Below are 11,846 nucleotides of genomic sequence, written 5' to 3'. Positions count from 1 at the left end.
TCCCGGAAAATGACCACGACCAATTGGCTTGGCGCCGCGGCGATCAGCTGCGTCGTGATGGCTGCCGGCTGGACCATCTACAGCAACGTCTTCGGCGCCAGCGTCTATCCGAGCGTCGGCAGCACCGGCTACGACGAGCCGGTGATCAAGCGTGCGCCCAGGGTCGCGCTGCGCGAGGCCGGCGACGCCATCAAGGAAGCTTTTGCGCTCCTGCCCGACCGGTTGCAGGTGGCCGCGCCGATCTCGCGCGAGATGTTCAACGAACGCTTTGCCGCGGCTGCGACGCAGGGCGTGCAATCGAACGCGGCCAGCGCCGCGCCAGCGACCCAGGTTGCGCTGGCCAAGGACGCGCCGAAGCAGAGCGTGATCGCGAAGGTCGCGGAAGCGCTGAAGCCGGCGGCTCCGGCCAAGATCACTGACAAGTCCACTGACAAGACCGCCGACAAGGCCAAGCGCGCTCCGGATGCCCAGATGCAGCTCGCCTCGGCCGATCCGGCCCAGATCGTGCCGGCACCTGAAGCCAAGCCGAAATCGTTCGCCGATCGCGCCAAGGCGGCGGTGATGTCGATTACCGGTCCGCGGCAGTCGATGGTCGAAAAACTCTGGGGCAAGCGCGAGCCGTCCGGTGGGCTGCTCGCCTATGCCTCGGCCGATGCCAGCATCACCGCCTCCATCGCGCCGAAGGAGCAGAACCCGATGCTGGGCGGTGCGCCGCCCTATGAGCGCGATACCGCAGTCTACGACATCACTGCCAAGACGGTCTATCTGCCCGACGGCACCAAGCTCGAGGCGCATTCCGGCCTCGGCTCCAATCTCGACGATCCGCGCTCCCAGCGCACGCGCATGCGCGGCGTGACACCACCGCACATCTACACGCTGAAGCCACGCGAGGCGCTGTTCCACGGCGTGCCCGCGCTGCGCCTGACCCCGATCGGCGGCGAGAGCGCGATCTACGGCCGCGACGGTCTGCTTGCCCACACCTTCATGCTCGGGCCGAACGGCGATTCCAACGGCTGTGTGTCGTTCAAGGACTATTACGCGTTCCTCGACGCCTACCGCAACAAGGGCATCCGCAAGCTCGCGGTGCTGGCGCGGGTCGAGTGATCTCGGCCAATTCTCGATGATGCAAAAGGGCCGCTTGCTGCGGCCCTTTTTCCTTTTCTTGTGTCGCGGACGTGTTTCAGCCTGGCCAGCACTGTCCGCCGCCGTCGATCCGCAGCACCTGGCCGGAGACGAACGCGCCCATGGGACCTACGAAGAACTCGACGACGCGTGCGACCTCGTCGACGGTCGCGATGCGGTCGAGCGTGCCCGTTTCGACCATCCTGTCAGGGTCCACCTCGCGCGTGCCGAGGAAGCGGCCAGTGCGGGTATCGCCGGGCGCGATGCAGTTGACGGCGATGTCGTAGGGACGCAGCTGGTCGGCCAGGCATCGCGTGTAATGCGTCACGCCGGCCTTCGAGACTGCATAGATCGAGCCGTTGGTGCGCCCCTTGAAGGCGGCGACCGAGCCAAGCGTGACGATGCGGCCGCGCCGGCGTTCCATCATTCCCTTTGCGGCCGCCTGGCAGATCAGGATGGTCGAGAGCAGGTTACGCTCCAGCACCGCGCGCACATCGGCCTCCTTGATGTGGACCGAGTCGTTCGGATCGGGTTTGCCGCCCGCGGCCGCGATGTCACCGCCGGCATTGTGCACGAGGATGTCGATCGGGCCTAGCGCGGCTTCGGTCTCGGCAATCACCCGCGCGATGTCCTCGCCCTTGGTGAGATCGCCGAGCACGCGCTGGCTCCGGACGCTGAATTGCTGGCCGATCTCGGCGGCCACCGCGGTCAGCGTCGTGCCCTCGCCATATTCCGCCGGCCCGTTCTCGCGCATGCCGTGGATGGCGACGTCGGCGCCGAGCGCGGCGAGCTTCTCCGCGAAGGCGCGGCCGAGCCCGCGGCCAGCGCCGGTCACCAGCGCCACTTGGCCTGCCAATACTTTCCCGTCATGTGCTGCCATGATCTTCTCTCCTGCTTTGAAACCCTAATCGGCCGCGAGGTCGAGGCCGATCGCCATCGCCTGCACGAGGCACATCGGTGCGACCAGCGTGCGCAGCGCCGGCTCGGGCATGTCCTGGGATCTCGAATACCACATGCGCGCCTTCGACGATCGGGCTCAACAGGCTGTCGGTGATGGAGATCGTGGGGACGCCGCGCGCGACCAGTTCGGGAAACAGCCGCGCCGTGTCCGGATAGTAATTCCGGAAGCTGATGGCGACGAGCGCGTCCTCTACTGTTGCGGCATGCGACTGCATCGTGGATGCTGCCACCGGTGCAGCGCCGGCAACGAGGCGTGAACGGAACACCGCTGCATCTCGGTGAAGCTACCGAATCCCAGCGCGTGGGCGAAGCGAACGATCGCTGACGGCGGCACGCCCGAACGCTGCGCCACCTCCGCCACCGTGCCGAGCGCGACATCCGTCGGGTGATCGAGCACGAGCTCCGCGATCTGTTGCAACCGGCCGGATAGCGCCCGGTGCCGCTGCGCAATGGCGCCGCGCAGCTCGTCGTAGCTCATCGCGCCTTGTGACTTGTTCATCCAAATTCATCAGCCAGACTGGCGTATAACCGCGACTAGCGCTTGACGAAGGTGAAGCTGCACGGGCGCAGTTCGTTGCGTTTGCCGCTGCCGCGGCTACGCTCGAATTGTGCGTCGATCGTGTACCCATACGGCGAGCCGGGAGCGCTATTGTTGACCGTGTAGGCGCTCGGACCCGTGAGGCCCCGTGCACTGAGTGTGGTCTTCCCGTCAGCCGATACCTGTCCGTCGATTGCGAGCGTGCTGTTTGTACGCGGGTCCCGATCCTCCGCATGAAATACGCCGCCGGCGATGGTGGCCGACAGGGTTCGGGTATAGCCCAACGCCTTGCCGGAGCTGGCGCAGTTCACGGTGACGTCCCACTTGCCATCGAACATCCTGCTCTCGCCGGTCGCAGGCGCCAGCGCCACCTTCTGCTTCAGGCCGTCGATCCGGGCCTTGGCGAGGCTGGCGAAGCTGCAGCTTGAAAATCGCGCCAGATGATCCTCGAAGGCGCTGACCGTGCCGATGGTGTAGGCCGCCTTCCAGTGCGCCTCCGCGGATGCGCAAGGGTCGGGCCGCGGCGCGCCTTGCGGTGCCGCGGGAGCGATCGTGACTGACACCGGGCCGTTCAGGTAGAACTTGCCGATGATCGACAGTGACAGCTCCGGAAGCTGCGTCTTGCCGCTGGCATCATAGACGTCGCTGCTGATGTCGCGAAAAACGTCGCCGATCTCGTGCGGCTCCTCGATGTGCTTGAGGAACGCCGTCGTGTACGGGCTGTTGCGGCCGGTACCGTCGGCGGCGACCTGGCCTGATTGCGTCGAGAACGACACGATCGTCCCGCGCGGCGCTTCGACCTTCGACAGGCCGCGTCCGACCGAAGCCGCGCGCGTCGCAGAGCGCTTCAGCATGTCGGCAAGCGGATTGTCGCGGCAGGAATCGAGCACCAGGATGCGCAGGTTCTTGGCCTGCTGCAGATCGTTCACGATGTCGTCGACCCGCACGAAACGCTTGAGGTCGGCCTCATCCGTCAGCGTGGCGTCGACAGGCATCAGATAGTTCACGCCGTTGTACTGCATTGCATGGCCGCTGTAATAGAACACGGCCACGTCGGCCCTGCTGGCGGCGCGCGCGAAGCGGATGGTCAGGTCCTGCATGTCGGCCTGGCGCAGGTCGACGCCCTGGATCACCTCGAAACCGCTGCGCCTCAGCGAAGCCGCGACGTCTTCCGCATCATGCGACGGGTTGGGAATCTGCGCCGTGCTGACATAAGCGCCGTTGCCGATCACCAATGCCACCCGCGTGTCCGCCGATGCAGAGCGAGACGAAGAACGTCAGACAAAAACCGGGCAGGTAAAGTCCGGGCAGGCAAAATCCGGCGAAGCAAAGTCTGGAAAGAGCACTCATGAATGCCTTCCGAGAAAATATCGAAAATATTCCTCCAGATTAACGCGTGACGCGTCGACTTCAATGCCCTCGCCAGATAAACGCTCGGATTTCGCGACCGTGACGTCCGGTCACACCATCGCTTTGCGCAGGCCCATTTCGGTGGCAATCGCTTCCCGTACGGCCGGCCGCGCCTGCATGCGCTCGAGATAGGCCGACAAGGACGGCCATTGCGCGATGTCGACGCCCGCGGGTCGGAGCAGCAGCAAGGCCCAGGTGAGGTGCGCATCCGCGACCGTGAAGCCGTTACCGACGAGGAATTCGCGCTTCGCCAGATGCGCCGACGCCACCGACAAGGTCTGTGTGATCCTTGCGCGCGGTTTGGTGAGCGAGCCGTCGTCCTTGTACCAGAAGGTTGGAAACAGGAATGCCTTGTGGATCTCGGCGCCGACGAAGCTCAGCCATTCCTGCAGGCGATAGCGATCGGGATCGCCGATCGCCGGTGCAAGGCCAGCCGTCGGCTTCACATCCGCGATATATTGCAGCACCGCCGCGCTCTCGGTCAGTCGTTCGCCGTTCTCCAGTACCAGAACCGGCACCGCGCCCTTCGGCGAGACGCCGCGGAAATCGCTGCCGTCGTCCATGACCTGCTTGGTCCAGATATGGGCGAGGTGATACTGCGCCTCGATACCAGCCTCCATCAGCGCGATACGACTCGAGAGCGAGCACGCCATCGGAAAGAAGTAGAGTTGCAGCATCGCTGGCTCCCTCACGTCAGCGCATCGCCGCGCGCGATGATCGCGAAGCGGTCCGAAAGCTCGGCCAGCGCGACCTCGTGAATCGTCCGGGCGTCCAGCGTGCCGCCGCGGCCGTCCGGCAGGTCGCGGGTGGCGCAGGCATCGGCCGCGATCGTCGTCCGCAGGCCGAGGTCGAGCGCCGCGCGCGCGGTCGAAGAGACGCACATGTGGGTCATGAAGCCGGCCAGCACGATGTTCTTGCGTCCGGTTGCGGCCAGCCGGGCTTGCAGGTCGGTGCCGGCGAACGAGTTGGGCAGCGCTTTCTCGATCACGGGTTCGCTCGCGAGCGGTGTCAGGCGCTCAACGATCGCGCCGCGCGCGGCTTCGCGGTCGAACAGGCCGCCGGCGCGGCCTTTGTGCGCGACATGGATGATCACAGCGCCGCTCTCCCGTGCCCGCGCCAGCAGACGCGCCGCCACAGTGATCGCGAACTGCGCATCGGGCAGGGCCAGCGGGCCGGTGCAATATTCGTTCTGGATGTCGATCAGCACGAGGCAGGATTCATTGAGCTTTGGCGGATTGAGATCGGCGCCGGCGAGTTCGAGCAGGGTCTGGGGAACGGTCATGGTGGTCAGGCCTTCCAGGGATATCGGATGGCGCGATACTAGCGCAGCATGGGCCTGCTAATGTGCAGGACTATTGCAGCTTACGGCTGCAGATTTGCAGGATGCGGCATCACCTGCTAGGCTCGCCTGGATGAACTGGGACGATCTGCGCATCATTGCGGCGGTGAGGGACGAGGGGACCTATGCCGGTGCCAGCGCGCGGCTGCGCATCGACGAGACCACCGTCGGCCGCAGGCTCGCGCGGATCCAGCGCGATCTCGGCGTACCTCTGTTCGATGCGGTGGACGGGCTGCGGCGGCCGACACGCCATTGCGAGGCGGTGCTCGAGCATGTCGGCGCGATGGCCGCCCACGTCGCGGCGATCGACCGCATCAAGGAGAGCCAGCCCGGGCCGGTCGGCCGCCTCCGCATCGCCTCGACCAACGCGGTCGCCGAAGAATTGCTGGCGCCGCGGGCGAGCGCGTTCCTGCGCGATCATCCCGGCCTGACCCTTCAATTCCTCACCTCCAGCGGCAACGTCAAATTCTCCCGCTGGCAGGCCGACCTCGCCATTCGCCTGCGCAAGCCGGAGAGGGGCGACTTCACCATCTCCAAGCTCGGCGATGTCAGGCTGTATTTCTTCGAGCCCGCAGATCGCTCCGGTGACCCGGTCGCCTGCGTCTATCCGGACGAGCTCGACACCATACCCGAAGCGCAGTTTCTGCGGGCGAAGCGGCTGAAGAACGTCCGCTGCATCACCGACAATGTCCGTATCATCAGGACCATGATCCAGTCGCATCAGGCTGTCGGGGTGCTGCCCGAGCACAGCTGCGAAGGCTTGCTCGCCGACCGCGGCCTGCGCGCCACGCTGCTGCCGAAACGGCGCGACGTCTGGCTGCTCGTGCAAAATCATCTCAAGCGCGACGCCGCAACACGCGTGACGATCGACTGGGTGCGGGCCTGCTTCACGCCGCGTTCTTGACGCCGCGTCGCGTGTGATCATCGCGTCACAGTGTGCGATGCGCGACAAAAAATCTTCGAGCACCCTCTTGCAACCCGAATGTGCTTCGTCTATTAGCCCGCTCCTTCGCTAGGCCACGGGTTCGGGCTCTCTGAGATCCCGACTGGCGCGGGCCGGTCTCCGGTTTCGTGTTCCGCCGAATGAAGATGCAGGATGTAGCTCATGGAGAGCGTCGGGGTGACCCGAAGGCATCGGTTCGATTCCGGTCTCTTGTACCAACCAAGGGATAGCTCAGTGGTAGAGCAGATGACTGTGAATCATCGTGACGCGGGTTCGAATCCCGCTCCAGCGCTCCGATTCAGCCTGAAAAGCTGATTCCTCTGACGAGGACCGGACGCGCGCTTCAGTCGCCGTCCGGCCGTTTTGCCCAAAAGGCTTCCGTCCGAACAACGACACTGTGAGACCGGCTCTGCGCCGCGGGTAGATACCGCTTGCGCTGATGCCGGGTGGCTTCGCATGACCGCGCGACACACGTCGCGCGATCGCGCGCGTGCGCCCGTCATCATGCAAGCTCAAGCCTCGGTCCGTCGATCTCCCAGGAAGCGTCGTCCGCGTCCTCACGTCCTTTGCAGATGAAACCTGTTGTCCGGCATCCGGCCGGGCGCAAACGAAGGAGGCGTGCCATGACTTCTGAAAAGACCTGGCATTTGCTGATGCTGAACGTGACGGTGAAGGATGGCGAGCGTGCGCTGCTCACGCGCAACGGGCAGCTCGTGCGCGTGCTCGCGCCCGGTCGGCACCGGCTGTTCGATCCCGTGCACGAGCTGAAGGCCGAGCTGTTCGACGTCGTGCGTGCGGAATTCTCCGCCGATCGCTACGCGGTGCTGAAGGCCGCGCGGCCTGATCTGGCCGCCGAGCTGTTCGAGGCGGTCGAGACCAAGGCGGACGAGGTCGCCATCGTCAGCCTCGACGGCCGGCCCGTGCATCTGATGACGCCCTGGCAGGTGCGCGTCTACTGGAAGGTCGCAACCCGCGTTGATGTCGAGCGCATCGACGTGTCCGGCGATCCCAAGGTCAGCGCGCGGCATCTGGCCATGATCGAGCGCAACCGCTCGGCCGTGACGTCGGAAACGGTGGTCGAGAACCACGAGGCGGGCCTGCTCTATGTCGAGGGCCGGCTCACCGAGCGGCTCGCGCCCGGTCGGCACGCCTTCTGGACCGTCGGCCGCAAGATCGAGGTGAAGCGCCTCGACCTGCGGCCCCAGGCGGTCGAGATCACCGCGCAGGAGATGCTGACCAAGGATCGCATCGCCCTGCGGGTGACGCTGACGGCGTTCCGCCGGGTGATCGATCCCGAGCGGACGGTCGCGACCGTGCCCGACGTGGATGCGTGGCTGTACCGCCTGGTGCAGTTCGCGATCCGCGAGGCGGTCGCCGGCCGGACGCTGGACGAGGTGCTGTCCGCGAAGGCGGCGCTGGACGCGGAGCTGCGCGACTATGTGCGGGCACGCGTCAGCGAGTCCGGCGTGGAAGTGACCGAGCTCGGCGTCAAGGACGTGATCCTGCCCGGCGAGATCCGGGAGCTGGTGAACAAGGTGGTGGAGGCGGAGCGGGTTGCGAAGGCGAACCTGATCCGCCGGCAGGAGGAGACCGCGGCGACGCGTTCGCTCCTGAACACCGCCCGCCTGATGGAGGAGAACCCCCTGCTGCTGCGGCTCAAGGAGCTGGAGTCGCTGGAGCGGCTGGTCGAGAAGGTCGGCCGCATCGACCTCCATGCCGGCGAAGGCGAGGGCCTCGACGCCCTGCTGACCCGGCTCGTGCGCCTGAAGGCGCCCGCGACCGCATGAAACCGAAGGGCCGCCTACGGGCGGCCCTTCACATCTCCGTTGTCGTCGCTTTGCCGTGAACGCGTCACGGTGCCTGTGCGACCAAAATCACGGAGCCGGGATTGCACGCGCGCGAAGGTTGCGTAATCTCGCGACGAGACTTGATCAGGGCAAGTGCATGACCACTCTTTCGGAAACGATCCGCACCTCGAGGGCGCAATCGCGGGAATGGAAGGCGATCTTCGTCCTGATTCTGCTGGTCCCGGTGCTGTGGTCGCCGCTGATCCTGTTTCGCTTCGTCCTGTACCAGCCGTTCAGCATCCCCTCTGGGTCGATGGCGCCGACACTGATGGTCGGCGACTACGTCTTCGCCGCGAAATACGCTTACGGCTACGGCCGCTATTCCCTGCCTTTCGCGCCGTCCTGGATCTCAGGCCGCGTCTTTGCCGCCGACCCCGGATATGGCGACATCGTCGTGTTCCGGACGCCGAAGGACACTTCGGTGGACTACGTCAAGCGCGTGGTTGGGCTGCCCGGCGACCGCATCCAGATGCGGCAGGGCCAGCTCATCCTCAATGACCGTCCGGTGACGCGCGTCGCGCTCGAGTATGGGCTCGCCGACAACGCCTGCGGTGTCGATGGCGGCGTCAAGGTCAAGCGCTGGCGCGAGACGCTGCCGAAAGGCGCGTCCTATGTCACCAACGATTGCGTCGACAACGGTTTCCTCGACAATACCAGCGTCTTCACGGTGCCGCCGGGCCACTTCTTCGTGCTCGGCGACAACCGCGACAATTCCACCGACAGCCGCATGTCGACGTTCGGTTTCGTGCCGATGGACAATCTCGTCGGCAAGGTGACGCGGATCTTCTGGTCGCTCGACGAAGACGGCGAGCCGCACATCGAGCGGCTGGGGAAGGTAAGGTGAGGCTCCCGTCATTCCGGGGCGCGCGAAGCGCGAGCCCGGAATCCATAACCACAGGCGGATGGAATGGCCTACTATGTCTACATTCTCGCGAGTAAGAAGTACGGCACGCTCTACATAGGCGTAACGAACGACCTCGTGCGTCGCGTGTTCGAACACAAGACGAAAGCGGCTCCCGGCTTCACGACCAAGTACGGCGTCGACAAGCTCGTCTTGTTCGAAATCTATGACGACCCCTTGACGGCCATCACCCGCGAGAAAGAGCTCAAAAAGTGGCGACGGGATTGGAAGACCCGTCTCATTGAGGAGCAGAACCCCAATTGGGATGATCTGTATCCGGGAATCACCAACTGACGTTCGTGGTTATGGATTCCGGGCTCGCGCCCAAGGGGGCGCGCGCCGGAATGACGAGGGGATGGAATTTTCCCACAAACAAAAACCCCGGCATCGCTGCCGGGGTTTCGTAGTTCTTGAGATGGCCGGACCTTAGAAGTCCATGCCGCCCATGCCGCCGCCCGGGGGCATCGCCGGACCGGCGCCGCCCTTCTTGGGCAGCTCGGCGACCATGGCTTCCGTGGTGATCAGCAGCGCCGCAACCGAAGCTGCGTTCTGGATCGCGGTACGGACCACCTTGGTCGGGTCGATGATGCCCTTCTTGACGAGGTCGGCATATTCGCCGGTCTGGGAGTCGAAGCCGTAAGCGTAGGTCTTGTTCTCCAGGATCTTGCCGACGATCACCGAACCGTCTTCACCGGCGTTGATCGCGATCTGGCGAGCGGGAGCCGAGAGCGCCTTGCGCACGATCTCGACGCCGGTCTTCTGGTCGTCGTTCTTGGTGCGCAGGCCCTTGAGCTGCTCGGAGGCACGGAGCAGGGCGACGCCGCCGCCCGGGACGATGCCTTCTTCCACAGCCGCGCGGGTCGCATGCATCGCGTCATCAACGCGATCCTTGCGCTCCTTCACCTCGACCTCGGTCGCGCCGCCGACGCGGATCACCGCAACGCCGCCGGCGAGCTTGGCCAGACGCTCCTGGAGCTTCTCACGGTCGTAGTCCGAGGTGGTTTCCTCGATCTGCGCCTTGATCTGGGCCACGCGCGCCTCGATGTCGGCCTTCTTGCCGGCGCCGTTGACGATCGTGGTGTTCTCCTTGTCGATCATCACCTTCTTGGCGCGACCGAGCATGTTGAGCGTGACGTTCTCGAGCTTGATGCCGAGATCTTCCGAGATCGCCTGGCCGCCGGTCAGGATCGCGATGTCCTGCAGCATGGCCTTGCGGCGATCGCCGAAGCCGGGAGCCTTGACGGCCGCGACCTTGAGGCCGCCGCGCAGGCGGTTCACGACCAGGGTCGCGAGGGCTTCACCTTCGACGTCCTCGGCGACGATGACCAGCGGCTTGCCGGTCTGCACCACGGCCTCGAGCAGCGGCAGCAGCTCGTTCAGCGAGGAGAGCTTCTTCTCGTTGATGAGGATGTAGGCGTCGTCCATTTCAACGCGCATCTTGTCGGCGTTGGTGACGAAGTAGGGCGAGATGTAGCCGCGGTCGAACTGCATGCCCTCGACGACGTCGAGCTCGGTCTCGAGCGACTTGGCTTCCTCGACGGTGATGACACCCTCGTTGCCGACCTTCTTCATGGCGTCGGAGAGGAACTTGCCGATCTCCTGGTCGCCGTTGGCCGAGATGGTGCCGACCTGGGCGATCTCGTCGTTGGAGGTGACCTTCTTGGAGTTCTTGACGAGGTCGGCGACCACGGCTTCCACCGCCAGGTCGATACCGCGCTTGAGATCCATCGGGTTCATGCCGGCGGCAACCGACTTGGCGCCTTCGCGCACGATCGCCTGGGCGAGCACGGTGGCCGTGGTGGTGCCGTCGCCGGCCGCGTCAGCGGACTTGGAGGCGACTTCGCGCACCATCTGGGCGCCCATGTTCTCGAACTTGTCCTCGAGCTCGATCTCCTTGGCGACGGTGACGCCGTCCTTGGTGATGCGGGGAGCGCCGAACGACTTGTCGAGCACGACGTTGCGGCCCTTCGGACCGAGCGTGACCTTCACCGCGTTGGCGAGAACGTCGACGCCGCGCAGCATCTTGTCACGCGCTTCAACCGAGAATTTGACTTCTTTGGCTGCCATGTGGGTTTTTCCTTGGAATGTTTGACTGGAGGGAGAGAGGGGCTCTTAGGCCGCCTTCTTCTTGGAAGCGGGGACGTCGAGAACGCCCATGATGTCGCTTTCCTTCATGATCAGCAGGTCGACGTTGTCGATCTTGACCTCGGTGCCGGACCACTTGCCGAACAGCACGCGGTCGCCGACCTTCAGGTCGATCGGGATCAGCTTGCCGGCTTCGTCGCGGCCACCGGGGCCGACGGCGACGACTTCGCCCTGCGAGGGCTTTTCCTTGGCAGTGTCGGGAATGATGATGCCGCCAGCGGTCTTCTCTTCTGCGTCGATGCGCTTGACCACGACGCGGTCGTGAAGCGGACGGAATTTCATGCAGTCCTCCTAAGCATTTGCTCGGGTTGAGATTTTCAGATTGTTAGCAATCGGTGCCCGCGAGTGCTAGCACAGGCGAGGCTGAAATAGGACAGGAATTTTGCGGGAGCAAGGGCTTCTAGCAGAAAAATCGGCACCCGGAAGCGCGGATTGCCAGAATCTCTTTTCCATCGTTAACCGAGGTCGGGTCCGTATTAGCACGGTGCCGCATCTGCTGCTAACGCATTGAATTTCAACAGCTTGTTAAACTTTTGGGCTTGAGATGAATTGTCAGTTTGCGTCACATTTCTCTCATGTGAGCGCATCAGTACCAGGTGGCTCGTAAGGCGCACACCGACCAAGCCGCCCTTGAATGCGCT

The 11,846-nt window shown here is 64.6% G+C and carries 12 protein-coding genes, 2 tRNA genes and 1 pseudogene; 7 read left to right on the top strand and 8 right to left on the bottom strand.

All coding sequences use genetic code 11. The annotated features are described in order from the left end of the window. Positions 1-9: 9 nt before the first annotated feature. The gene (locus IVB26_RS26135; RefSeq protein WP_247968023.1) at positions 10-1,104 is read left to right on the top strand and encodes a DUF2778 domain-containing protein; all 1,095 of its coding nucleotides are present in this window, start codon (positions 10-12) and stop codon (positions 1,102-1,104) included. 76 nt (positions 1,105-1,180) lie between these two features. Here IVB26_RS26135 and IVB26_RS26130 read toward each other — a convergent pair whose 3' ends face one another. The 6 genes and pseudogenes from IVB26_RS26130 to IVB26_RS26105 form a co-directional block, all read right to left on the bottom strand. Further along, complete coding sequence (locus IVB26_RS26130) at positions 1,181-2,002, bottom strand: SDR family NAD(P)-dependent oxidoreductase (protein WP_247968022.1); 822 nt, start codon at positions 2,000-2,002, stop codon at positions 1,181-1,183. 160 nt (positions 2,003-2,162) lie between these two features. Continuing rightward, positions 2,163-2,297: pseudogene (locus IVB26_RS26125) on the bottom strand (SIS domain-containing protein); the annotation flags it as partial. Continuing rightward, positions 2,273-2,581 carry a MurR/RpiR family transcriptional regulator gene (locus tag IVB26_RS26120; protein ID WP_247968021.1) on the bottom strand — a complete coding sequence of 103 codons (309 nt, stop codon included), beginning with the start codon at positions 2,579-2,581 and terminating at the stop codon, positions 2,273-2,275. The gene IVB26_RS26120 and the pseudogene IVB26_RS26125, both read right to left, overlap by 25 nt. Positions 2,582-2,616: 35 nt before the next feature. Continuing rightward, the gene (locus IVB26_RS26115; RefSeq protein ID WP_247968020.1) at positions 2,617-3,861 is read right to left on the bottom strand and encodes a caspase family protein; all 1,245 of its coding nucleotides are present in this window, start codon (positions 3,859-3,861) and stop codon (positions 2,617-2,619) included. A 219-nt stretch (positions 3,862-4,080) separates the two neighbouring features. Beyond that, complete coding sequence (locus IVB26_RS26110; protein ID WP_247968019.1) at positions 4,081-4,707, bottom strand: glutathione binding-like protein; 627 nt, start codon at positions 4,705-4,707, stop codon at positions 4,081-4,083. An 11-nt stretch (positions 4,708-4,718) separates the two neighbouring features. Beyond that, the gene (locus IVB26_RS26105; protein ID WP_247968018.1) at positions 4,719-5,312 is read right to left on the bottom strand and encodes a cysteine hydrolase family protein; all 594 of its coding nucleotides are present in this window, start codon (positions 5,310-5,312) and stop codon (positions 4,719-4,721) included. A gap of 130 nt (positions 5,313-5,442) precedes the next feature. On the opposite strand from IVB26_RS26105, the gene IVB26_RS26100 reads away from it, so the two are divergent. From IVB26_RS26100 to IVB26_RS26075, 6 genes are all read left to right on the top strand, one after another. Then, positions 5,443-6,273 carry a LysR family transcriptional regulator gene (locus IVB26_RS26100; RefSeq protein WP_247968017.1) on the top strand — a complete coding sequence of 277 codons (831 nt, stop codon included), beginning with the start codon at positions 5,443-5,445 and terminating at the stop codon, positions 6,271-6,273. A 187-nt stretch (positions 6,274-6,460) separates the two neighbouring features. Further along, positions 6,461-6,530: transfer RNA gene (locus tag IVB26_RS26095), tRNA-OTHER, on the top strand. 6 nt (positions 6,531-6,536) lie between these two features. After that, positions 6,537-6,600: transfer RNA gene (locus tag IVB26_RS26090), tRNA-His, on the top strand. Positions 6,601-6,935: 335 nt separating this feature from the next. Further along, positions 6,936-8,099, top strand: a complete 1,164-nt coding sequence (locus IVB26_RS26085; RefSeq protein WP_247968016.1) for a slipin family protein — start codon at positions 6,936-6,938, stop codon at positions 8,097-8,099. Between the two features lie 157 nt (positions 8,100-8,256). Then, positions 8,257-9,003: a signal peptidase I gene (gene lepB, locus IVB26_RS26080; protein ID WP_247968015.1), complete on the top strand. Its 747-nt coding sequence runs from the start codon at positions 8,257-8,259 to the stop codon at positions 9,001-9,003. A 63-nt stretch (positions 9,004-9,066) separates the two neighbouring features. After that, on the top strand, positions 9,067-9,354 hold the full coding sequence (locus IVB26_RS26075; protein WP_247968014.1) for a GIY-YIG nuclease family protein: 288 nt from the start codon (positions 9,067-9,069) through the stop codon (positions 9,352-9,354). Positions 9,355-9,486: 132 nt separating this feature from the next. Here the strand turns inward: IVB26_RS26075 and groL are convergent, their stop codons facing one another. Together groL and IVB26_RS26065 are read right to left on the bottom strand one after the other, a co-directional pair. Further along, positions 9,487-11,127: a chaperonin GroEL gene (gene groL, locus IVB26_RS26070; RefSeq protein ID WP_247968013.1), complete on the bottom strand. Its 1,641-nt coding sequence runs from the start codon at positions 11,125-11,127 to the stop codon at positions 9,487-9,489. A 45-nt stretch (positions 11,128-11,172) separates the two neighbouring features. Continuing rightward, on the bottom strand, positions 11,173-11,487 hold the full coding sequence (locus tag IVB26_RS26065) for a co-chaperone GroES (protein WP_008139213.1): 315 nt from the start codon (positions 11,485-11,487) through the stop codon (positions 11,173-11,175). Positions 11,488-11,846: the final 359 nt, after the last annotated feature.

The sequence above is a fragment of the Bradyrhizobium sp. 195 genome, assembly GCF_023101665.1.
In the GTDB taxonomy this organism is placed as follows: Bacteria; Pseudomonadota; Alphaproteobacteria; order Rhizobiales; family Xanthobacteraceae; genus Bradyrhizobium.
Note: the sequence above shows the minus strand (reverse complement) of the source record. Positions and strands in the feature narration are given on the sequence as shown.

Bases quoted from the DNA above. Each gene is read 5' to 3' on its own strand.
- IVB26_RS26100 (WP_247968017.1), top strand. From the start codon at position 5,443: ATGAACTGGGACGATCTGCGCATCATTGCGGCGGTGAGGGACGAGGGG.
- IVB26_RS26085 (WP_247968016.1), top strand. From the start codon at position 6,936: ATGACTTCTGAAAAGACCTGGCATTTGCTGATGCTGAACGTGACGGTG.
- IVB26_RS26120 (WP_247968021.1), bottom strand. From the start codon at position 2,581: ATGAACAAGTCACAAGGCGCGATGAGCTACGACGAGCTGCGCGGCGCC.
- groL (WP_247968013.1), bottom strand. From the start codon at position 11,127: ATGGCAGCCAAAGAAGTCAAATTCTCGGTTGAAGCGCGTGACAAGATG.
- IVB26_RS26105 (WP_247968018.1), bottom strand. From the start codon at position 5,312: ATGACCGTTCCCCAGACCCTGCTCGAACTCGCCGGCGCCGATCTCAAT.
- IVB26_RS26110 (WP_247968019.1), bottom strand. From the start codon at position 4,707: ATGCTGCAACTCTACTTCTTTCCGATGGCGTGCTCGCTCTCGAGTCGT.
- IVB26_RS26135 (WP_247968023.1), top strand. From the start codon at position 10: ATGACCACGACCAATTGGCTTGGCGCCGCGGCGATCAGCTGCGTCGTG.
- lepB (WP_247968015.1), top strand. From the start codon at position 8,257: ATGACCACTCTTTCGGAAACGATCCGCACCTCGAGGGCGCAATCGCGG.
- IVB26_RS26075 (WP_247968014.1), top strand. From the start codon at position 9,067: ATGGCCTACTATGTCTACATTCTCGCGAGTAAGAAGTACGGCACGCTC.
- IVB26_RS26065 (WP_008139213.1), bottom strand. From the start codon at position 11,487: ATGAAATTCCGTCCGCTTCACGACCGCGTCGTGGTCAAGCGCATCGAC.
- IVB26_RS26130 (WP_247968022.1), bottom strand. From the start codon at position 2,002: ATGGCAGCACATGACGGGAAAGTATTGGCAGGCCAAGTGGCGCTGGTG.